At 35.7% G+C, this 23,127-nt stretch carries 22 protein-coding genes; 11 read left to right on the top strand and 11 right to left on the bottom strand.

The features are described 5' to 3' along the window. Position 1 precedes the first annotated feature (1 nt). The 3 genes from fabF to SB679_RS04045 all read left to right on the top strand — a co-directional run bounded on the left by fabF (position 2) and on the right by SB679_RS04045 (position 2,982). Positions 2–1,243, top strand: a complete 1,242-nt coding sequence (fabF, locus tag SB679_RS04055; protein WP_410700930.1) for a beta-ketoacyl-ACP synthase II — start codon at positions 2–4, stop codon at positions 1,241–1,243. A gap of 23 nt (positions 1,244–1,266) precedes the next feature. After that, positions 1,267–1,821 carry a helix-turn-helix domain-containing protein gene (locus tag SB679_RS04050; protein ID WP_410700929.1) on the top strand — a complete coding sequence of 185 codons (555 nt, stop codon included), beginning with the start codon at positions 1,267–1,269 and terminating at the stop codon, positions 1,819–1,821. Between the two features lie 87 nt (positions 1,822–1,908). Continuing rightward, positions 1,909–2,982, top strand: coding sequence for a serine hydrolase domain-containing protein (locus SB679_RS04045; RefSeq protein ID WP_410700928.1), 1,074 nt, complete (start codon positions 1,909–1,911; stop codon positions 2,980–2,982). A gap of 81 nt (positions 2,983–3,063) precedes the next feature. Here the strand turns inward: SB679_RS04045 and SB679_RS04040 are convergent, their stop codons facing one another. Genes SB679_RS04040 through SB679_RS04030 form a run of 3 tightly spaced genes read right to left on the bottom strand, consistent with a single transcriptional unit; the run spans position 3,064 to position 5,330 of the window. Beyond that, a complete protein-coding gene (locus tag SB679_RS04040; RefSeq protein WP_410700927.1) occupies positions 3,064–3,543 on the bottom strand; it encodes a hypothetical protein in 480 nt (159 codons plus the stop codon). A gap of 22 nt (positions 3,544–3,565) precedes the next feature. Further along, on the bottom strand, positions 3,566–3,988 hold the full coding sequence (locus tag SB679_RS04035) for a Dabb family protein (RefSeq protein WP_410700926.1): 423 nt from the start codon (positions 3,986–3,988) through the stop codon (positions 3,566–3,568). Positions 3,989–4,001: 13 nt separating this feature from the next. Beyond that, positions 4,002–5,330 carry a hypothetical protein gene (locus SB679_RS04030; protein ID WP_410700925.1) on the bottom strand — a complete coding sequence of 443 codons (1,329 nt, stop codon included), beginning with the start codon at positions 5,328–5,330 and terminating at the stop codon, positions 4,002–4,004. A gap of 246 nt (positions 5,331–5,576) precedes the next feature. Between SB679_RS04030 and SB679_RS04025 the strand changes: the two genes are divergently transcribed. Beyond that, positions 5,577–6,266 carry a response regulator transcription factor gene (locus tag SB679_RS04025; protein WP_410700924.1) on the top strand — a complete coding sequence of 230 codons (690 nt, stop codon included), beginning with the start codon at positions 5,577–5,579 and terminating at the stop codon, positions 6,264–6,266. An 80-nt stretch (positions 6,267–6,346) separates the two neighbouring features. Beyond that, positions 6,347–7,726 carry an ATP-binding protein gene (locus tag SB679_RS04020; protein WP_410700923.1) on the top strand — a complete coding sequence of 460 codons (1,380 nt, stop codon included), beginning with the start codon at positions 6,347–6,349 and terminating at the stop codon, positions 7,724–7,726. Positions 7,727–7,798: 72 nt separating this feature from the next. Here the strand turns inward: SB679_RS04020 and SB679_RS04015 are convergent, their stop codons facing one another. Beyond that, complete coding sequence (locus tag SB679_RS04015) at positions 7,799–8,557, bottom strand: murein L,D-transpeptidase catalytic domain family protein (protein ID WP_034708583.1); 759 nt, start codon at positions 8,555–8,557, stop codon at positions 7,799–7,801. A gap of 186 nt (positions 8,558–8,743) precedes the next feature. Continuing rightward, a complete protein-coding gene (msrB, locus tag SB679_RS04010) occupies positions 8,744–9,229 on the bottom strand; it encodes a peptide-methionine (R)-S-oxide reductase MsrB (protein WP_410701240.1) in 486 nt (161 codons plus the stop codon). Positions 9,230–9,350: 121 nt separating this feature from the next. On the opposite strand from msrB, the gene SB679_RS04005 reads away from it, so the two are divergent. Both SB679_RS04005 and SB679_RS04000 read left to right on the top strand, forming a co-directional pair. After that, positions 9,351–10,595 (top strand): DUF445 domain-containing protein, encoded by a 1,245-nt coding sequence (locus SB679_RS04005; protein WP_034708590.1) that lies wholly within the window; start codon positions 9,351–9,353, stop codon positions 10,593–10,595. Positions 10,596–10,622: 27 nt separating this feature from the next. Then, entirely contained in the window at positions 10,623–11,507 is an 885-nt protein-coding gene (locus SB679_RS04000; RefSeq protein WP_410700922.1) for a hypothetical protein, read from the top strand. 38 nt (positions 11,508–11,545) lie between these two features. Here SB679_RS04000 and SB679_RS03995 read toward each other — a convergent pair whose 3' ends face one another. The 6 genes from SB679_RS03995 to SB679_RS03970 all read right to left on the bottom strand — a co-directional run bounded on the left by SB679_RS03995 (position 11,546) and on the right by SB679_RS03970 (position 17,893). Further along, positions 11,546–12,586: a quinone-dependent dihydroorotate dehydrogenase gene (locus SB679_RS03995; RefSeq protein ID WP_410700921.1), complete on the bottom strand. Its 1,041-nt coding sequence runs from the start codon at positions 12,584–12,586 to the stop codon at positions 11,546–11,548. A 386-nt stretch (positions 12,587–12,972) separates the two neighbouring features. Then, positions 12,973–13,668 carry a pseudouridine synthase gene (locus tag SB679_RS03990; protein WP_410700920.1) on the bottom strand — a complete coding sequence of 232 codons (696 nt, stop codon included), beginning with the start codon at positions 13,666–13,668 and terminating at the stop codon, positions 12,973–12,975. 345 nt (positions 13,669–14,013) lie between these two features. Continuing rightward, a complete protein-coding gene (locus tag SB679_RS03985; RefSeq protein WP_410700919.1) occupies positions 14,014–14,502 on the bottom strand; it encodes a hypothetical protein in 489 nt (162 codons plus the stop codon). A 337-nt stretch (positions 14,503–14,839) separates the two neighbouring features. Then, positions 14,840–15,133 (bottom strand): hypothetical protein, encoded by a 294-nt coding sequence (locus tag SB679_RS03980; protein ID WP_410700918.1) that lies wholly within the window; start codon positions 15,131–15,133, stop codon positions 14,840–14,842. Positions 15,134–15,188: 55 nt separating this feature from the next. Next, positions 15,189–15,485, bottom strand: coding sequence for a YrhB domain-containing protein (locus tag SB679_RS03975; protein ID WP_410700917.1), 297 nt, complete (start codon positions 15,483–15,485; stop codon positions 15,189–15,191). 11 nt (positions 15,486–15,496) lie between these two features. Continuing rightward, positions 15,497–17,893: a hypothetical protein gene (locus SB679_RS03970; RefSeq protein WP_410700916.1), complete on the bottom strand. Its 2,397-nt coding sequence runs from the start codon at positions 17,891–17,893 to the stop codon at positions 15,497–15,499. Positions 17,894–18,184: 291 nt separating this feature from the next. On the opposite strand from SB679_RS03970, the gene SB679_RS03965 reads away from it, so the two are divergent. The 4 genes from SB679_RS03965 (at position 18,185) to SB679_RS03950 (ending at position 23,127) form a co-directional block, all read left to right on the top strand. Further along, positions 18,185–18,385 carry a hypothetical protein gene (locus SB679_RS03965; RefSeq protein ID WP_410700915.1) on the top strand — a complete coding sequence of 67 codons (201 nt, stop codon included), beginning with the start codon at positions 18,185–18,187 and terminating at the stop codon, positions 18,383–18,385. 50 nt (positions 18,386–18,435) lie between these two features. Next, positions 18,436–19,977, top strand: a complete 1,542-nt coding sequence (locus SB679_RS03960; protein ID WP_410700914.1) for a glycine--tRNA ligase — start codon at positions 18,436–18,438, stop codon at positions 19,975–19,977. A gap of 83 nt (positions 19,978–20,060) precedes the next feature. Next, positions 20,061–21,548: a hypothetical protein gene (locus tag SB679_RS03955; protein WP_410700913.1), complete on the top strand. Its 1,488-nt coding sequence runs from the start codon at positions 20,061–20,063 to the stop codon at positions 21,546–21,548. 46 nt (positions 21,549–21,594) lie between these two features. Beyond that, the gene (locus tag SB679_RS03950) at positions 21,595–23,127 is read left to right on the top strand and encodes a hypothetical protein (RefSeq protein WP_410700912.1); all 1,533 of its coding nucleotides are present in this window, start codon (positions 21,595–21,597) and stop codon (positions 23,125–23,127) included.

Here is a 23,127-nt window from a genome sequence, read left to right as displayed (position 1 = left end):
TATGAAACGAGTTGTCATTACTGGACTGGGCGCAGTAACGCCCTTGGGGAATAATGTCGAAGATTTTTGGCAAAATAGTATAAACGGCGTTAGTGGCGCAGGGCTGATCAAGCAATTTGATACAGAAAAATTCAAAGTTCATTTTGCATGCGAAGTGAAAGGCTTTGATCCAAAAGTACACTTAACCCACAATGAAATTAAAAAAAGTGACCTTTTCTCTCAGTACGCCATGTACTCTTCTGCGGAAGCTATTAAGGATTCAGGACTTGATTTAGAAAATATGGACCCGTTTGATACCGGAGTTATCTGGGGAACAGGCCAGGGCGGTATGCAGACTTTCGAAAGTGAAGTGATGGAATTTGCCCATGGTGAAGGTGTACCACGCTTTAACCCTTTTTTCGTTCCTAAATTTATTGCCAATATGGCTTCGGGAATGATCTCTATGAAATATGGCCTTCGCGGAATCAATTATACCACGGTTTCTGCCTGTGCTACAGGAAATACGGCATTAATGGATGCATTCAATTATATCCGTCTTGGAAAAGCTAAAGTGATCATCAGCGGAGGTTCAGAAGCAGCAATTACTCCGGCTTCCGTTGGAGGCTTTTCAATCATGAAGGCCATGTCTACAAGAAATGATGATTTCGCTACGGCGAGTCGCCCTTATGATGCTGACAGAGATGGTTTTGTGATGGGTGAAGGGTCCGGAGCGTTAGTTCTTGAAGACTATGACCACGCAAAAGCCAGAGGAGCAAAAATATATGCAGAACTGGTAGGTGCAGCCATGACTGCCGATGCTTACCATATGACGGCACCGCATCCTGAAGGTGTCGGAGCTATCAAGGCCATGCAGATCGCACTGAAAGAAGCTGGAGCCAATGTGGATGATATAGACTACATCAACCCGCATGCAACCTCAACACCGTTGGGAGATCTTGTTGAATTAACCGCTATTACCAGCCTTTTCAAAGGAAATAAAAACCTGGACATCAGTGCTACGAAATCTATGACGGGACATTTGCTGGGAGCAGCTGGAGCCGCGGAGGCGATTCTTTGTATTAAAGCTATTCAGAACGGTATTATTCCACCTACAATCAATATGCAGAAGGTAGATGAGAAAATTCCAAGAGACATCAATATTGTTTTTGGAGAAGCTAAAGAAAAAGATATTACGTTTGCGTTAAGCAATGCTTTTGGATTTGGAGGACACAATGCCACTCTGATTTTCAAGAAGTTTAGCTAATTTCGTAGCATATATACAGCAATATGTCCAGATTAAAAGAAATAAGAGAGCAAAAAAACCTAACTCAGGAAGAGTTAGCTGAAAGCTCCGGTATTTCTGTGAGGACCATACAACGGATAGAAGCGGGAACTCAGCCCAAAGGCCATACGCTTCGGGTTTTGGCAAAAGCTTTAGATATAAAAGAAAGCGAGTTTCAAAATATAACAACTGAACCGGAAACCCCTGAAATTACGGAAGAGCAGATTTCCATTAATTATTCTTTAATTAAAATCATCAATCTTTCTTCTATCCCTTGTATACTGCTTCCGCCATTAAATATTCTGGTGCCGCTCATTTTAATGTTCAGGCTGAAGCAGAAAAATCACTTGACAAAACAAATCATCTCCGTTCAGATACTTTGGACGGTACTTGCCCCCATTACCTTTATGCTGGGTATCTTTTTAAAACCGGGCCCCGCATTTACTCTCATCATTATGATACTGATTGTACTCTCCAATCTATTTATCATCCTTCGAAATGCAGCGGAAATAGACCGAAACAAGAAACTTTGTTACAAACTGAATTTCAACATGATATAGTTGTGTCAGGCTATTGTCGGGTTTTTGTCGGGTTGTATTTTTTGTTCAAAAAGCAGGAAATTCAATCTTTGTCAAAAATTAAAGACAATGACAAAATCCTTTTATCTTACACTGTTATTTTTCATTTTATTTTTCTGTGAAAGCAATGCGCAGACAGAAAAAACAAGCGAACCTCCTATTACCAATTCAATTTTCGATACTGATGCTGGAATAGAAAACTGGCTGAAAGAACTTAACGTTCCAGCTCTTGGACTTGGAATTATTGAAGACGGAAAGCTCAAACAAATTAGAGTGTTCGGAAAAATGAAAGATGATATTTCAGCACCTTACAACACCATTTTTAATGTAGCTTCCCTTACCAAACCTGTTACTACCATGGTTGTATTACAATTGATAAGTCAGGGAAAATGGGATCTTGACGAACCTGTTTATAAGTATTGGACAGATCCGGATATCGCAAATGATCCAAGGAACAAAAAATTGACGACCAGAATCATATTAAGCCACCAAACCGGTTTTCCCAACTGGAGATATATGAAAGAAAACAAAAAACTAAGTTTTGATTTTGATCCGGGGACTAAATTTCAATATTCGGGAGAAGGTTTTGAATACCTGAGAAAAGCTATTGAAAGCAAGTTTAAAAAACCGCTTGAGCAGCTGGCAAAAGAATTGATATTTGAACCGTTAAAAATGAAGGACACCAATTACGTTTGGGGTAAAAATACTGATAAATCAAGGTTTGCAGTTGGGTATGACCAAAATGGGAAGCCTTATAAAGTAGAAGAGAATACAACCGCGAATGCTGCTGATGATCTGCATACTACTATAGAAGATTACGGAAACTTCCTTGCTCATATTCTTAATGGAGGAAGCCTAAGCAAAGATGTTTACCAGGAAATGATGAAAAGACAGGTTGAAACAAGGAAAAATAAATATTTTGGATTAGGTTTTGTCATTTATGACCTTGGAAATGGCGAATATGCAATTTCACATGGCGGCAATGATTCGGGAACAAACTGTATCACCGTTATTTTCCCAAAAACCAAACAGGGAATTTTAATTTTCACGAACGCAGATGATGGCTATAAGGTATATGATCAGTTGCTTTCCCATTATTTAGGAGAAAATGGACAAAAAATCATTGATATAGAAACTAAATAACATAAAAAGCAGCCTTTGGGCTGCTTTACAACATTGTACGAATTATATAAAACACTGAACCAGTGATTGTATATCTGAAAATCATTTGGAATCCGGAATGAAAAAATCATCAGCATCCTCTGAAATTGGCACATACATTCTCTCCCATTCCTTGCTTTTCACCATATCCCAGCTGTGTCCTTTTCCTTTAAGATCTTCTGCTAAAAGGATTACTCCCGGTTTGATCATAAAAGTAGATCCATCGCTCACTTTAAATTTGATATTTCCTTTTAAAGTAATTACGTACTGCCTTCTTGGAGCAGGGTGTGCATTTTTTTCCCATTCTTCCGTTTTGTTGCTTATCCAGAATGTGGTGGTATTCATATGCTTCAGCGTGGGAATCTTTCCTTTTTCAAAAGTACATGTTCCGTCAGGGTTATTCACGAGCCTTATAGCCGGAATAGATTCGCTGGTACTTTCTGTACTTACGCTTAGATGTTGGTGCTTTTTGTCCTGTCCATTCATAAATCCGACGGTGCTTAATGCTGCTGCAAGGCAGATACCTTTAATGATGTTTTTCATTGTAAATTTAATTGTTTTATTTTTAATTGTAAACCGTATCATGAACCATCATTTTCTCAAACATGGGTTTATACTTTTTTACGAGAGCTAAATGCTCCGGAAGCTGTCCATAGGCTTCCAGCTCTTCTAAACTGTCAAACTCCATAGAAGCATTGTAGGTAAAGCTGTTATCCAGTACACTTCTGGGACTTGAAGCTGCCGGTTTCCCATAACGCAGATTTCTTTGGTAAGGAAGTTTTTTAAGGCCTTCAAAGAAGTTTTCGAACTCTTTGACTTCGGCTGCAGAAAGATCTTTTCTGAGCCAGAACAGTAAATAATGAAAGTACACTTTTTTCTTTTTTATGGGTTTAAATACCGCAGGTAAAGCGGATGCAAATATATTTCCTGAAACCAGCAGCAAAGCGGAAGCCTGTACTGCCTGGAATAAAAATTTTCTTCTTTCCATTGTATCATTTTTTTTAATTAAAATCAATTCTATATTTCAAGACGAACTGCCATTTTCTATCGGAAACAACAGCATTATTGCTTGGATCATTCTCAAAAACGGGTCTGTTTTGAGCATCAAAAGTCAACCGCGAAGACATTCCATTCATGAGTAGTGAAATTCCCGCATCATAAATAACTGCGTTGTCATGAAGTCCTTTTAAGTCGGAAAGCTGCATTCCTACCGCCGGCTGAAGCTGAAGGTTCTTTTTATCTTTATTAAAATATGGAAGCGTACCCCCCAACTGCACATAATACGTATTTCCGGTACCGATCACAGGCATTGCATTCCCGGCTCCGTTCAGGCTTGCCTGGGTAACATCTACAGAAGTTGCAGGATTATTTGTTCCTACATATCTTACGTAGTTGGGTCCGTAGTCATTGTGCATGGCCATTCCATAAGCACTGATTGATGTTCCTTTTTCTTTATTCAGCGGAGCATCGTACAATAAATCAACGGCAAAATTTTTCATATCATCATTTACCATATTCTTATTCACGTCCTGATGCCACATCGCGTTATGGATGTAATCAAACCCGGCACCTAAGCTCAAAACATTCTTTTTGCCTACATACGTTCCTGCATTAAAAGGAGTAGAAATATTTTCTTTGTCTAAAAATGCATATCTGAAATACCCTGAGAAATCTTTCCCCGGCGAGTTTTTACTGAAAGTGGCTACATTTAATTTAGGATCGGCTGTAGCCATTGTGTAAGGATCTGCGACAACCAAACGGTAATCAAATTTCCCCAATTGTCCTTTTACATAAGCGCCTAGTTCTCTTACTGTATAATCCGTTGCTCCTGCATTAGAAGTAGCATAAGCCGGTAAATCGTATAACAGTGTATTTAAAGGTCCTGTGGTAAATCTTGACAATCCTCTCCAGGTAGAACGTCCTGCTCCAAAAGCAATTTTATCACTGAAGCTGTATTCTGCATACGCATCCAGCAGGTCAAAATAATTACTCGCTTTGGCATTTGCATTGACGTTGGTTGTTCCTCCCTGCAGGACAAATAGTAATTTCTCTGTCGGCTTATACGTCATTTTTACCCGTACTCTACGAAGGGAAAGGTCTGATGCTCCTGATGTTGCTTCATTATTGATAAGACTTCCGGGATTCATCTGGGTGTATCTTGCCCATAATTCTGCATACCCGCTAAAAGAGATATACCTTGAATGTTCATCATTTAAATAATGGGTCAGTCCCGGGTTATTGAAGTCATTCTTTTTCTGCGCTTTCACTCCAGCCCCCATACTCATGAATGTCAGCACAACAAGACCTGTTTTAAAAGATTTTCTATTCATACTATTTTCTTTTCTAATCCTTTTCAGTTAATTTTTCTGGGACAAAATTACTTACGGAACCTCCCGGGTATCATTAGAAATCTATTAGAAAATCTATAGAAAATCATTAAAAGAAAGAATCTGCTCTTCTACAATTAAAATATGGAATACCTTTGTATAGGATTTACAGGACGGCTGTCTCTCAACTTGTTGACAGGCTGTTTTTCTTCCGAAAACTGAATATCTTTTTCTAAAAATGTTCCCCACATGAAAGTTTTAATTATAGAAGATAACGCACGAGTTTCCAGCCTTTTAAAGCGCGGCCTAGAAAGCCAGGGTTATCAGATTTACATTTCTGAAGACGCCGAAGATGCGCTCGTAATGGTTGAGAAAATTACTTTCGATCTGGTGATTACTGATATTATGCTTCCCCAGATGAATGGTATTGAGCTGAGTAAAATGATCAAGCAGAAATATCCTGACCTTCCGATCATCATGCTGACTGCGCTGGGAACTATTGATGAAAAAATTGAAGGGTTTGATGCAGGAGCAGATGACTATATGGTAAAACCTTTTGAGATCAGAGAACTGTATGCCCGGATAAAAGCTGTTTTGCAGAGGAAATCATCTACCATTCCAAAGAGTGAACTTTCTTCCCATCTGGAATATCAAGATCTTAAAGTGAACAGAAATACAAACCGCGTATTCAGAAACGGAAAAGAAATTGAACTTACTCCAAAGGAATTTAAACTTCTGATTTTCCTGATGAGCAATTCAGAAAGGGTATTATCCAGAGAAGAGATTGCAGAGAATGTCTGGGGAAACCATTTTGATACCGGCACCAATTATATCGATGTGTATATTGCCTATCTGCGTAAGAAAATCGATAAAGATTTCGAAGAAAAACTAATCCATACCCGACCGGGAATGGGCTTCATCTTCACCCATCAATTATGAAATCGCTAAAGGTAAGTCTCCCGAAAAGATTTTAAATACCAAACGATTATCTATGACCTTTAAAAAATAGCGATCCGCCTATGAAAATAGCAACCAGAACCGCCCTCAATTATGCCATCCTTACCGCAGGAATTCTTTTTGTTTTTGCTTATGTGCTCTATTTTGTTTCAGAAAAAAACCGGGAAGATGAATTCAATGACCGTTTAGGTTATAAAATTACCTGGAGATCCGAATTTATTTTTGACGCAAAAATTGACCCTTCTAAGATCAAGGAACTTCATGAGCGCAATAAAAAATTGTTGAATGAGGCAGATATTAACGTGTACAACCATCAAAAACAACTGCTTTTTTCTGATATTCCTCCTTTGCCAAGCAATGAAAAATACCTGGACCGGCTGATCAAAACGAATAAAAACCGAATGGTATGGCAGAGAGGCGACCGGCAGTATATGGCCATCCGGTATGAATACAACTCAGAAAATCATTACGTGATCGGCAGTGCAGTAGATGTTACGGGAAAGGCACATATCGCGGAGTTTAAAAAAGATGTCATTATCATTTATATCATCTCGATTGCTGTTATTTTTGTGATCGGTTTCCTGTTTTCTTACTATACGCTGAAACCCTTGAAAGATATTATCATTCAGATCCGTGATATTTCCGAACACAACCTCAATAAAAGGCTGGATGTTCCGAAAGCAAAAGATGAGATTTATGAACTCACAGAAACTTTCAATTCAACGTTTAACCGGCTGGAGAAATCCTTTAATAATCACAAGCACTTTGTAACGACCATCTCCCATGAATTCAGGACACCACTTTCTACATTAATTGCAGAGCTGGAACTGGCGAAGGAACTGAACGTGACCCTGGATGATTATAAACTTTCTATAGATAATGCGCTTGAGGACGCCAACCAAGCATCAGCACTTTCTTCTGCCCTTCTCGATTTTGCCCGCGCCAGCTATGATGTCTCCCAAATCAGTTTTGTAGACCTTCGTCTGGATGAAATTGTGGCCGAAGCAAAGCTTTCCCTATTGCAGAAAAACTCCGGCTACAAGGTGGGAATTAATTATATGGATAATACTGCAGATAAGGACCAAAGCAATTATGATTTTCATGGAAACCCTTATTTATTGCAGGTTGCCTTCTTAAATCTGATGGAAAATGCGTGTAAATATTCTGCGGATAAATACTGTACGGTGGAAATAGAAGTGCAAAACGAATATCTGGAAGTTCGGTTTATCGATCAGGGGATTGGAATTTCCGAAGCTGATCTTTCTAAAATTTTTGATCTTTTTTACCGAGGAAGTAATAAGAATTATGAAAAAGGAAATGGTGTTGGACTATCGATCGTTAAAAATATCATCGAAATTCATCAGGGGAAACTTTTCATACAATCCGAACAGGGCAAGGGAAGTATATTTAAGGTTCAGTTTCATACGCTGAAAGCATCTTAACAGAGTTTTCATTTCGAATAAGAAAGAATCATCCTGAAATAAAAAAGCAGTCAAAATTGACTGCTTTTACTTTTATGCTTTTAACCATTCCGACGAGGAAAGGTATTTCTGATCAGGATAATAAATAAACAGGCAGTTTTTGCCTTTTATTGTATTAATGATCGGCTGTGATAATGCTTTCGGAAGGGCGGGACAACCCCAGCTTCTTCCTATTCTTTTATGCACAGCAGCAAATTCATCACTCACATAATCGGCTCCGTGGATGACAACTGCTCTTTTTAGCGCTGCATCATTAAAACCTTTATCCATTCCTAATAATCTCAATGAATACCCGTTATCTCCCTGGTAAGTAGCATCCGTAATATAAAATCCTAAGCTGCTCTGATAAGAACTTTCGGTATTGGAAAAGTTCTGGGCAAATTCTTCCCCGGTATTTTTTCCGTGGGCTACCAATGAGTTGAAAAGCACCTTTTTTTCATTAAGGTCTATCACCCAAAGTCTTTTACTGTTCGAGGACATAGAAAAATCGCAGATCGTTAATAAGTGCGAGTCCTGGTCAAGCATTCCTGCTTTCTTTAAGTTTTCAAATCCTATTAATGCTGTTGAGAAAGCATTAAAATCCAATTTGTGGTCAGCCTCAAATACGATTGAGCTGTAAAGTTCCGCTGAGGAACTAGCTTCATTTTTACTTTTTGCAGATTTTGTTTCAACTACAGTTTCTATTTTATTGGCAGTAGTGGTTTCTTTTTTTATCTTTCCTTTCTCCGGAGAAAGATAAAAAGAGGTGGCAACCATATACGCAATCCCTAATAAACTATACAATCCTTTCATTCAATACTTGGTTAATTCAAAATTAGTGGGGCAAAATTATAAAAACATAATTACCAAGCAGTTAAAAATGAAAGAAGTTTAACGCTATTTAAGAAACTTTAACGGTAAGACTCGATATCATTTTGAATATTATGGTAAATTTTCTCCATTTTTCTTCTCTATCTTTTGCTGAAAAAATAATAAAACTTAGTTTTTAGCATCCGGAACAAATTCCAGACTCACGGAATTCATACAGTATCGTAATCCTGTAGGTTTAGGACCATCATCAAAAACATGTCCCAAGTGTGAGTCACATCTTTTGCAGAGGACCTCTACTCTTTCCATTCCATAAGCAGTATCTTTTTTATAATATACACCTTCTTTATCAGCTTCAAAAAAACTGGGCCAGCCGCAGCTGCTTGCAAATTTTGAGGTTGAACGGAATAAATGGTGTCCGCAGACTGCACAGTAGTAATCTCCGATCTCGTCAAATTCATTATATTTTCCGGTAAAAGCTCTTTCTGTTGCGGCTTCTCTTGCCACAGCATACAAATCGGGGGCAAGGATCTTCTTCCATTCGTCATTGGAAATATCCAATTTTGTGGTATCGGTTCTTGAATAATATGGATTGTTTTTTGCTTCTGTATTTTCCATAGAAGTAGTGTTAATGGGTTTATGGGTCTGCATGCACATGTGCAGAAAGGTCAATAAGAGTATTGAAACTAAAAATTTCATTGTCATTTAATCTTTATCCAATCTTTCAATAATTGAAAGTTATAGAGATTTCATACCCAAATTTAGTAAATTTGAGAATATGAATGATGAAGCAAAAAGAAAACAGCTAAGAAAATATAAAGCATTTGCCACAGGACTGTTTGTGCTGATGGCTGCTATTTTTATCATTACCACCATCCTCCAGAAGACCCATGATTCTCATTGGATCGGCTATGTACGCGCTTTCTCGGAAGCGGCTATGGTGGGTGCCCTGGCAGACTGGTTTGCGGTAACCGCTTTGTTCCGCCACCCTCTCGGGCTCCCTATTCCGCATACGAACCTGATTGAAAACAGCAAACAGAAACTGGGTGATAACCTGGGAAGTTTCGTGGTTTCCAATTTCCTTTCCCCTCAAAACATCCGTCCTTACATTCAGAAGCTTAAAGTTTCCAATTTTGTCGGGGAATGGCTCGCTAAGGAGAATAATCAGGAAATTCTGATCAGAAATATGTCAGATATTGTTCTGGACATCCTTAATAAACTCGACGATTCTACGGTGAGCAGCTTTATCAGCAAAAAAGTGTCGGAAATGACGGATGATATTAAGCTGAACACCATCATTGGAAACGGGATCAGCTATCTTTTAGACAAAAACGATCATGAAAGAATTGTAACCAACTTGTCTAAACAGATCAAAGAATACATCACAGAAAATGAAGATATGATCCAGGAGCGGGTAAAAAAAGGAAGCTACACCTTTATCCCTTCTTTTGTTGACAATAAAATTGCCGATAAGATTGCCAGCGGACTTTCCGATTTCTTTAAAGAAATTGAAGAAAATCCACAGCATGAGATCAGAGCTTTAATTACACAAAAGATCCGCGAATTCTCTGTAGATCTTAAGGAAGATCCGAAATGGAATGATGAATTTAAAAACATCAAAAACGAGCTTCTGAAAAATGATAAACTGGATGAATATTCGAATGACATCTGGGTATCCATCAAAAAAACGCTGATGAAAGAGCTACAGGACGAACAATCTTCTTTAAAAAAATATTTATCCAATAACCTGAATGAGTTTTCACAAAATTTAAAAACCGACGAAAAGCTTCAAAATAAAATTGATCACTGGGTTCGGGTAACGGCCTATAAATACATTCTTAAAAACACCCATCAGTTTGGAAACCTCATCAGTTCCACCGTTGGAAATTGGAAAGGCAAAGACCTGAGCGAAAAAATGGAGCTGGAGGTTGGAAAAGACCTGCAGTTTATCCGGGTAAACGGAACGATAGTCGGAGGGCTGGTCGGACTGATCATTTATACGATCTCTCATTTCTTCCTCTAAAAAACTAAAAACGACTTATAACCAACCATGAAAAAACTCTTAACCTTATCACTCTTATTCCCCTGTATTTTTATTTTATGTCAAAAAGTTGAACTTAAAACCGTTACCGATTCTTCACAAATTTTCAAGGGAGAGATTGCCGGAATGCCTATCACCATGCAGCTGAATTATACAGGTATCGTAGACTGCAGCCAATACCAGCATTTTGTAGACGGATGGTACTATTATGACAAATATCAAAAGAAAATCCCGTTGTCCGGAATTTACGACTATGGAAATTTATACCTCTATAATTTCGGAGATCAGCAAAAGCAGAGTTTTAAAATATTACAGGACAACATCACCTCCCCTCAAACCATAGAAAAGACAGACAGCATTGCTAAAAGGCTTAGTCCTAAAGAAATACTCAATTTTAAGAATGAAAATTCAGATCAGGTGCTTTCGGGGAATTTTTATAAGGGAACTAAAATTCACAATGCCCAATTATTCACCAAAAACAATATGATCTACCGGTATAACAATTACATCACCCTCCCTAACAATAAGAGAATCAATACGTATGATTTTATCAACCGATATGGCGGGAACCAGTTGATCTCCTACGCATCTGATCATACCGGCCACCGGGTTTTGCTTTATTTTGAACATTCTTCCAACTTCAATGCATGCGGAATGTGCGGCGCCAGTGAAGGAGAAAAGGGATACCGCGTGCTATATTTTACCAAAGACTGGAATTATAAAAGATTTGAAGAATTCCTGACGGAAAGCTGTCTCAGCAATATCTATGATACAAAAGTGGTAAAAAGTAAAGATCTTAACATATTAAAATTTACCGTAAATAAAACAACGAGCAATCCTGCCTACACTCTGAAAGTAGATGTAAACAATGCTTCGGTAGTGAAATCCAAATAACAAAAAAGAGAGCTCGTGTGAAACTCTCTTTTTCTATTTTATTTTCTTGGAAGACGGCTAGCTCTTTTTAAAAGCTCCTGGTTGATCTCATTGATCAGTTGCGGACCTTCATAAATAAATCCTGTATATAACTGAATCAGACTTGCACCGGCATCCAGTTTTTCGATCGCATCCTTTGCAGAATGAATTCCTCCTACTCCGATGATCGGAAACGCTCTGTTGCTTTTTTCAGAAAGATATCTGATCATTTTTGTACTTCTCTCACGAATAGGTTTTCCGCTCAAACCGCCATTTCCTATTTGTTCTAAAACTTCAGATGAAGTTTTCAGTCCTTCTCTGTTTATGGATGTATTGGAAACGATCACTCCATCGATTTTTGTTTCTGCGATTAAGTCTACAATCTCATCGAGCTGGGTGGTATTCAAATCCGGAGCAATTTTAAGCAGGATAGGCTTCTGTACCGATTTTGACTGATTGATTTTCTTTACTTCTGTAATTAATTCTCTCAGATATTCTACATCCTCCAGTTTCGCATGACTTCCGACATTCGGACAGCTTACATTCAGCACAAAATAATCTACGTGAGGGTGAAGGCCTTCAAAACAATCCAGATAGTCCTGAGTATAATGTTCCGGGCTTGTATCAGTATTTTTGCCGATGTTTCCACCGATGATAATTTTCCCTTTGTTTCCTTTCAGCTTTTCGATGGCAGCTTCCAGACCGTCGTTATTGAAACCCATTCGGTTGATGATTCCACCGTCTTCTATTAAACGGAATAATCTTTTTCTGGGGTTTCCGGCTTGTGCTTTGGGTGTTACCGTTCCGATTTCTACAAATCCAAAACCTAAGTCTCCCAATTCGTTAAACAAAACTGCATTTTTATCAAAACCAGCTGCCAACCCTACAGGATTTTTAAATTTTAATCCGAAAACTTCTCTTTCCAGACGTTTATCTTCAATAGGTTTTGGGAAAAATAATTTGGTAAGAAACCCAAAATTCTTTAGCATCGAAAAAGTAAAGTGATGAACATCTTCGGGATCAAATTTGAAAAGAATCGGACGAATGAGCGATTTGTACATTGAAAAAAAGTTTTACAAAAATACTCATTTTAAAATTAATGACTGATTACCCTGTGATACTTTATGCAAAAAAAATATTATAAATGTTATCTATAAGATGCAGACATCTGCATAATTTGCAAAATCTGCGAGATTATTTTTTTGACACAAAGTTTTTCTTACTATTTTCAGAAGCTTTTACCCGCTTTCCATTGCAATCTTTTTTTGCAAAAAAGGATTTTCATTTCAATCGGGGCTAGGGTATTCGTCTATAAATCAAACTTTCACAGTTCATTCAACATTATATTTTTTATTCTGCAGGAATCTCAATACAAATTACCAAATGTGCTTAGATTCCACGCTCCCCTTCGTTGCGCTCTGAATGACAAATATTTAACAAGAAATAACTACGAATACGCACTCAAATCGAAATTCAAAATACCCCCTACTCTTTTGAACTCGTCATCTATAGTGGCATTTACTGTAATTCTTTCGTTAGAAATAGGATGATTAAAAATCAATTGATGGGCGTGAAGTGTCATTTTTGTTATCTCAAATGTTTCCAGCCACAACTTATTCTGTTTATTGCATCCGTGTTTACGACAGCCTAAGATCGGATGTAAAATATGCTTAAAATGTTTTCTCAGCTGATGAAATCTTCCCGTTTCAGGAATGGCTTCCACCAAACAATATCTTGAAGTTTGATGTTTTAAAAAAGGCAAATCTATTTCCGAAGTCTGTAAGCGATGATAATAGGTAATGGCGTTTTGCTTGACTTCATTTTCGTTAATCAAATCATAATCTATGGTTTCTTCTTCCTTTGTCCAGCCACGAAGAATTGCGATGTATTTCTTTTCAACGTGTCGTGCTGCAAACTGATCGCTCATAGTTCTCAAGGTTTCTTTATCTAAAGTAAATAACAAAACACCCGAAGTTTTTCGGTCAAGGCGATGCACAGGATAAACTTTTTGTCCAATCTGGTTTCTTAATTCCTGAATGGCGTAAGTATCGGCTTCTCCTGCATAAAAAGATTTATGAACCAATAAACCGCTTGGTTTATTGATGGCAATAAGATGTTCATCGCGATAAAGAATTTCTAACATGGGACAAAAGTAAAGGTTTTCTGTATATTTAATTCTAATCGCAGTAGAAGAGTATTACTAAACTTCAAATGCTCATTAAAAAATGGCAACCATTGATTTTCTCTTCATCCATTTTGTTTGCTAATTTCGCTTCGGTGAATAAAAAACCTAACGGGTTTTGGAAACCCGTTAGGTTTTTATTTTGTGACAAAAAATTTCGGATGATTTTAACCTTGAAACTATTTAAAAATTGGATTAATTAAACTTAATAAAAAAAAATCATTTATATAATTAACTTTTACATCAACATTGAGGTTCAAATAATTCACACACAAATTATATCATTTATAAAATAGGTCTTATTTACTATTTATTGTTCAAATACTTATCATAAATTTCTAAATATTGTAGGATAGATTTAGCAACAGTTTCATAAGTGCCATCAAATGGAATAGGAACATAATAATCATATTCTAAATCTCTTTTCAATGTTTCTTCTTCTAATTCTCCATACTTTTTTAATGCATCAATTTTTCCTATAATAGAAGTACTTGCATCTTTAAAAAGCATCCAATTGGTTAATCCAGCTGGATTGAAATTTTCAATATACTGAGGTATACTAGAGTTAATTACACTTAATAAAAATGTTTTTTCATTTATTAAATTTTCGTCAAATTCATTACTTGGTATTGCACCAATTGGAGTTAAATAATAGCCCCCAAAAGATTTATCCTGTTCAAAAACTACTTCGACTGTTATTCCCAAAAAATTATTAAGTGCGGTCACAAAATCAGAATAACTATTAAATCCCGATATATTTCTATCTTTTAATTCTAACAACTTTATTTGTATCATATTCTTATTTTATGTACGTACTTTTATTTCTATATTGAACTTCATATATAAGTTACTTACAAAGACATCTATAACAGAAAAACCTGTGTAATAACTACTTTATTGCTTAAGCCTAATTCATGTTAATGTAAAAAACCGCCAATATTGACGGTTTCAATTTACATATTTTCTATTTCAGATAATCTTATAAGGTAATCTCCAAATCCTCAAAGGATTGATTAAACCTTTTGCGTTAGTTATAATCCGTATCCTAATTTTATTCTTTTAAATATAAAATCGGCCTTAAACATTATTCTAATTCAAAAATAAAAACAGACTACTTTCGTAGTCTGTTACATTATTTAGGCCATCTTCCCGACTCATATTCTTCAATATAATATACAGAAGATCTTGCTGTTCCTAATTCAATTATTCGACCTGATTTAATTTCAACTATGAATGGGCCATTCCCTAGAATTTCAGTGTCACTTTCTGGATTATCAAACTTCTTTTTACTATTATAAAAAAAGATATATCCATAACTTTTCTTTATAGTATATGCTTCTAACAAAATCATAGGCATTTTAAATACTTTTTCTGAATCTAAAACATACTTTTTTGCTATTTTCAAGATTTCTTGCTCTGTTAACATAATTTGTTTTTAGATACCTCTATTTTACTAAAGCTTGTTTTTGTAGTCTGCAAAGTCATTTTTTAGGCCATCTCCCTGCTTCGTATTCTTCAATATAATATTCTCGAATATTCGCAGTACCAAATACAATAATATTCCCTGTTTCTTTTTCTATTAAAAAAGGGGCATTACCAGCTACAGCGTATCTATCATCTTTAGTTTCAAATAACTTTTTACTGGTATAAGAATATATAAATCCATATGGCTTCTCAATTGTTCTATAAGAAACAATTATCATTTCAATTCCCGTTCTTTTTTGAATTTCATTAATATATTCTTGTCCAATTTTTTCAATTTCGTTTTTTGTCAACATAATTTCTTTTTTTAATTTGTTCTTAAATATTTAAAACTAATATAACCATTTCCTAAATTTGCATTAGTACCACTTTGTCCATCAATAAAAATTAATTTTCTATCTTTCTTAATAACATTAAAGACATGCCCATCAACATCAAATCCTCTATAACCAAAAATTATCCCTCGCTCTCCTTCTTTCATAACTTTATTTATTGAAGGAATTCCCATTGATAAAAACGGACCACCAAATATTTTTTCTAATTCAAAAATATTTTGGACATCTGAAGGTAAAGCGGTCGTTATTTTTCCAGTTCTCAGATATTCGTCCACCGCAATCACCATATTAACACAATGTGTTTCAGACACCTTAACTAAAATTTCTTTTCCATCTTCCAAAGTTATTTTTTTATTCAACAATGGTAATACCTCATAAATATTATCCAAAGCTTCTCCCGATTCTATTTTAGAAAGTCTTTCCAAATTATCTAAAAAAGCAGTAATTTCCTCATCTTTGGCACCAGCTTTCAATGCTCCAGCCAATTTTTTATTAATCTCTGATGCAGGACCGGCAGCTATTTTTTCTCCCTTATAAATAAAAACATATTCGTTCAAATAACTTTTACTTTCAGCAGATCTTCCGGAAAAAATAAGAACATCTCTATCTATAAGTCTTTGCACTGGGACCATTCTCAACATATAATTAGAGTTGAAAAAAGCTTCTTTGCCTGAAGATAATAATTTTATAGAGTCTTCTGTAAAATTAGTAATATTAGTTTCTAAAACAATTTTGATTACTAAAGATTTCAAATAATTTTTAACTTCTACATCTGCTATTTTTGTAAGAAGTTTCGCTGCTCCCAAATAAAAGCCACTTACAATATTGGCTGAGATTAATACAGCCCCTCCATATATATATATCTTCTCCCAAGCATCTAAAAACTCTTTTCCACCTTCATACTTTAGAATTTCTTCTCTAAAAGCCTGTATGGTAAAATCTGTTCCTGCCAAAGAAATATCGGCAACGGCAAGCAAAAGAAAATAAGGGTTACCCGTTGGTAAAGTCAATATCCCAATAATCACAGCTACAATATCTGCCGCCATACGGATATTCTGTAAAACAACCTCCCATTCCTGTGCATCTGCTAATGCTTTCAGGTAGATCGCCGGAACAAAATAAGAAATCTCTTTTTCTCCACTTATATCATTAATGTACACCATGTCTAAAGGATAATATTGTGCCCCTTCATCTATGTCTGTAGTTATTGTCCTTTTTCCAGCACCTGCACCCCCCATTGTCTGGCTGCCTTGAATATTATACGTTACATTTTCTTCTTTCTGCTGCTGCAGAAAAAATGTATCCCGGTAATTATCCCCATCCTGCTGAAAAACGCCACCCTCCAGAATATTACTGTTTATTTTGTATTCTTTCCCAATCGTAAAGGTTTTGGCAGCTTTCTTTTGTTTGGTATTCTTTGAGAACATCGAAAAAACCAACATAATATTGGCAAGGATCATACGATTGCTTAAGGGTTTCCCATTATATTCACTGCTTTTGTCCAGATTGTAATAGATCCTGTTAAGCTTTGCCGGGTTTTCTCTGAAATAGTTTAGAATAGGAATAGGCTCTTCAAACGCCTTGAAAACTTGTATCACTGCTGCACTGCTATCTTTGAACAGATCGGAATCATCATCTTTTGAAAGTATTTCCAGATGATTGATTAATATTTCATTATCTACAAAATTGGACAGATTAGATAAAATAGATTCAGGAATATTTTCATAAATAAATTTCAATTTGTCTGCATCTTTTTCATTACGCAAAACAGTTGCAAAATTTTGGAGAAAATAGTTGTAATCCGATTCATATTTATCAACATCTCCATAATTCAGCAGTATATTCAAATCTCTGAAATCCTGATACCAAGATGTTTCTAGAACAAAAGCTGTTTCCGTACTATTTACGTAATAGAAATGTAACCGATAATAGATTTTCTTATTACGTACATCTATTTTTTGAGTTATCCGTACATCTTTCCATTTCACACTTACGCTCCCTTCTTTAGGATTTCTATATACTTTTAACTGAATAAATCCACCGCTCTTATTTTGAATACTTTTACTTTCAATGTTAGCATTCAGCTCTTGCAGGTTATAAGTGAATTGATAATCACTCATTCCATTATTCGAAGCTTTTATTTTTATGATTAACCGATCCAAATCAACATATTCATCTGTAATCCAGTCTGTAATTTCTGACAGTGATTCTGAAAGATTGGTACCCGTATTCGATGGGAATACATCTTGTACAAATGAACTGTTTTGTTGTAAGGTGTCTGTCAATACATTCTTTTGAAATGCCAACAATATTCCCTGACTTTCCTTATCAAAGTCATCATAGTCTTTTAAATATTTTTTTTCGTCCATTGATATTGTTTTTAGGTATTATTTTAGATTTTTCCTGAGGCAAATATCAATGCTGAAAACGACAAAAGTTGTCGTATTATAATTCATATTTATGCAATTGTCGGATCGTAATCAGAAGTAAAAAAATAACCACAGTTAAAACTTGTTATTTATATCTCTAGCCCTGATTGCAATGGAAATCCCGGAATGGAGCGGAAAGCAGGTTCCCGGCTCCTGAAAAACTCATTTTCAAGAATAATACATCTCCATAAAATTTCTCTACATTCGTAAGAACACAAAAGTTTAAAAATTATGACAGATTATTTTAGCTTTTTCGAATCACTGATCGTCATTTCTATCATTGCAGGCGCCATTACATTAGCTGCTACTGATCCTAAAAAACACAGGGCAATAAGAATTGTATTATTGATTATTGCCGGTATTTTATTGATTATTGGTTTAGGCGGATACTTTTTAATGAGCATCTCCAATGTAGGTTCTTACCGATATTAATATTTTCCCGATAAAAAACATTATTTTTGCAACTCAGACGTTAAAAAATTATGGCAAAGCAAGAAGATGTTTTCAAGAAAGTGATTTCTCACGCTAAAGAATATGGTTTTATTTTCCCTTCCAGTGAGATCTATGATGGTTTATCCGCTGTTTATGATTACGGTCAGAATGGGGCTGAACTAAAAAATAATATCAAACAATATTGGTGGAAAGCAATGGTACAGCTTAACGAAAATATTGTGGGTATTGATTCTGCAATCCTTATGCATCCTACCACATGGAAGGCATCCGGCCATGTAGACGCTTTCAACGATCCATTGATTGACAATAAAGATTCTAAAAAACGTTTCAGAGCAGACGTTTTAGTGGAAGATTACTGTGCTAAAATTGAAGATAAAGAAAATAAAGAGATTGAAAAAGCTGCCAAAAGATTTGGTGAGTCTTTCGATAAGGCTCAATTTGAAGCAACCAATCCAAAAGTGTTGGAATACAGAGCAAAAAGAGAGGCTATTCTTTCAAGACTGGCAAAATCTTTAGAGAATGAAGATCTTGCTGACGTAAAATCTCTTATCGAAGAACTTGAAATTGCAGATCCTGACACGGGTTCTAAAAACTGGACGGAAGTAAGACAATTCAACCTGATGTTTGGAACTAAATTAGGGGCTTCTGCAGACAGTGCGATGGATCTTTATTTAAGACCAGAAACTGCTCAAGGTATTTTTGTAAATTTCTTAAACGTACAGAAAACATCCCGTCATAAACTTCCTTTCGGTATTGCACAGATCGGAAAGGCATTCAGAAATGAAATCGTTGCAAGACAGTTCATTTTCAGAATGCGTGAATTCGAACAAATGGAAATGCAATTCTTTGTAGCTCCGGGAACAGAACTGGAATTCTATGAAAACTGGAAGACAAAACGTCTGAACTGGCACCTTGCTCTTGGTTTAGGTAATGACAACTACAGATTCCATGATCATGAAAAATTAGCCCATTATGCCAATGCGGCAGCTGATATTGAATTTAACTTCCCATTCGGATTTAAAGAACTGGAAGGAATTCACTCAAGAACGGATTTCGACTTAAAAGCTCATGAAAAGCATTCAGGAAGAAAACTTCAGTTCTTCGATCCTGAAAGAAATGAAAACTATGTTCCTTATGTAGTGGAAACCTCAGTAGGATTAGACCGATTATTTCTTTCTATTTTCTCTACGTGCTTAAAAGATGAAGTACTGGAAGACGGTTCAGAAAGAACGATATTATCACTTCCTCCTGCTTTAGCTCCTGTGAAAGCAGCAATCTTACCATTAATGAAAAAAGATGGATTAGCAGAATATGCAGAAACTATTTTCAACGATCTGAAATACGATTTCAACCTGTTCTATGAAGAAAAGGATGCTATCGGAAAACGTTACAGAAGACAGGATGCCATCGGTACTCCTTACTGTATCACGGTTGATCACGATTCTTTAACGGACCATACCGTAACCATCAGAGACAGAGACACAATGCAGCAGGAAAGAGTTCCTGTTTCAGAGTTGAGAAGAATCATTGATGAGAAAACAAACTTCAGAAATTTACTTTCTAAAATATAATTGAAAAGCCCTGGTTTCAGGGCTTTTTTTATTTCCTGAAAAACATATAGCAGAAATGATTATTTTTGTAAAAAATACAAACCATGAAAAAAATAATCTGCCTTATGCTAGGCCTATCCTATGGGCTTTTTCATTCTCAGTCTCAAGATCTTGCAAAAATTGCACAGGGAAAATACTTAGGGTTACAATCCATTTCAGACCGCGAAAAAAATCTTTTTGGATACCTGGCTCTTTACGATCTTGGTAAGACAGAAAGTGATAAGAAGAAAAACAAATTAGAATATATTTTGTTTGATAAAAATCTCAATTCTCTTTCAACAGGAAATTTTGAAAGTGATGAGACTGCCGTTGAATATTATCCTTATCTCAACTCCACGAAACAGGTTGTAATCACTCCTTCTTTCAAAATCTATGACTTCGCTTTTGATAAATCATTTTATATTCCTTCAGATTTTGTTATTAATCTTAGCGATTATCAAATCAAAAAGAAGGATAAGCTGGAGTATGACGGAACCAACCTGACATTTATTTCATCTTCAAAAACGAATAAAGAAATAAAAGACGACAATAAAGACCTAAAAAAAGAAAAAGGATACAAATTATATTCTGAAATTGTAGAACTAGACAACGGGCAGACTATTATTTCAGAATTTAAAGATGAAAAATCCGGTTCTAAAGATATCATGGTAAGTCTTTTCAATAAGGATCACCAGAAACTCTGGGAATATAGATTTTTTGATAAGGATCATAAAAATAATTCTGTCAAGTTTAAAGTTGCCAATTATGACGATGATGTTTTAATCGCAAAAATATTTAAATACCAGGAAGGGGATCCTGAATACTATTTTATGGTTTTTGACATTAAGACAGGCAAGCCTTTAAATAAACTTCCATTTCCCTATGAAACTCATCTTTATATTACTTTAGATTCTGTTGATGGGCCTATCAACAGCAAATATAATACTGACAAAAAACTAACATCATTATTAAAATATTCCGGAAGCTCTACAAATATTGAAGGTTTTGTAAAGCTCACTTATGAAAAAAGCTTGAATCAGCTATCTTTTAATGAGATCAATCTGCAGGACATTTATAAAGATCATAAAGATATTGAAGAATTAAAAGATCCATTTGATTCAAAAGATCTGGATATACAATCTGTCAATTTCTTACAAAATAATGACGTCTTTGTGATTTTACAAAAAATCAACAGAAGAAAGAATGACGTTTCAGATCTTGTAGTGATGGATTATGATCCTGATATGAATCTAAGGAATATCAAAACTTATCCTTCTCAGAAAAACAGCACTTATCTTTTTTCACAATATTTGAACGACAAAAAAGATCTTGCCTTCTTTTATGCTAATACAGAGAAGAAAAACAGAGAAAAAAAGTGGAATCTTTATATTAATACATTTATAAACGGACAATTCAAACAGGAAATCCTGCCCATGTCTTCAGAAAACAATTTTGTCATTCCTTACAATGCTAAAGAGGGATATATTCTTCTTCAGGAACTCAATGAAAAAGAGAAATACAATAAAATTCGTCTGGAAAGGTTAAATTATTAAATTTTCTTTTTACTAATTCTGTATTTTTAGCATTCAAATTTTAACCATGAAAAAAATAACTCTGATTATGTTTGGGCTCATCCAGACATTTGCATTTTCCCAAACTCAGGACCTGACGACGCTGGCTTCCGGAGATCATGTAGGCATGAATGCCCTATTTGATGATAAAGACAATCTTTACGGTTACGTTTCTCTATATTCTTACGGAAAATCCGGTGATAAAACCAAAAAGTTTGAATACGTTATACTGGATAAAAACCTCAACCCTGTTGCCAATAAGGAGTTTGAAGGCGACATTACCGCAGCATCGTATCAGGGATACGTTGATTTTAAAGGGCAGATTATCCTGAGACCTTCCATGATGGATTATTCTCTGGTTAAAAACAGGGAGCTTTTCACCCCGGTTTCTATGGTCATAGATCCTAAAACCAATACGATTACCCGAAAAGTATATTACGATTACCTGGAAGACGGTACCTTTAAAGAAATCAACCAACCCAAAAACTGGAAGGAAGAACGCAAGGAAAACCGTGAAGAAAAAAGAGAAAAAGGATATAACTATGTTTCTGCCGTAGGAGAAATAAAAGAAGGAGGTTATTTTGCCATTGAATATAAAGACTTCGGAAAGTATATCAACAACAACAGCCTGATTAAGTTTGACAATAATAAAAAGGAAGTCTGGAGGTATAAGTACAACACCAACGGCGATAAAAAAGTATTTTCTACCTTATCTGTTATTGAAAAAGATGAAAACTATATCTACTCTATCATCAAGAAAGTAGATGACGGAAAAAAAGTATTCAGCCTGGTGGTTCTCGATATGAAAACAGGAAAAGAAACAGCTAATAAGCCTATCACCGGACTTTCTGACGATACCATAGATTTGATTGATTCTTTTTACTCCGGATACACGGGAAGCATCGATAATGATAAAACCTTTGACGATAAAATTGTGCTGGTAGGAAGAAACTATGCTAAAAATGATTTTGTAGGGTACGCAAGATTAATGGTCAATAAATCTGATTTCACCGTTGATACAAAGGCATTATACTTTAAACCGGATTTCGCAGCGCACCTTCCGAAGATTAGCGCATTAGGATATGTAGAAAGCGGCTATATGCTGCAATCGAAAGATCTTTATTTCATGAGTGACGGCAGCGTGGGTATCCTTGCAGAAAAATTTAAACCTGAAGGACAGTATAATGCACCTAAAACGACAGACCTTGTGTACGTATACACCGATAAAGATTTTAAAATCAAAGAAATAAAGGTTTTTGAAAAAGAAAAAACAAGATGGGTAAACAGTGATTACCTTTTCTCACAATACCTCAACAATGGAAAAGACGTGGTTTTCTTCTACCGCGACTACCAAAAGGATGGAGTTACCAAACAGAAAAAGTGGAACCTGTTCATTAATACCGTAATCGGTGGGAAATTCAAACAGGAAATCATTCCTATTTCAGAAAAGGACAATTATATCGTTACTCCGTACGTTGGAAAAGAAGGATATATTCTTCTCAGGGAATATAACGAGAAAGAGAAATTCAATAAGATCCGTTTAGAAAAACTAAACTATTAA

This window comes from Chryseobacterium sp. SIMBA_029 (assembly GCF_046535275.1).
Classification (GTDB): Bacteria; Bacteroidota; Bacteroidia; order Flavobacteriales; family Weeksellaceae; genus Chryseobacterium.
Note: the sequence above shows the minus strand (reverse complement) of the source record. Positions and strands in the feature narration are given on the sequence as shown.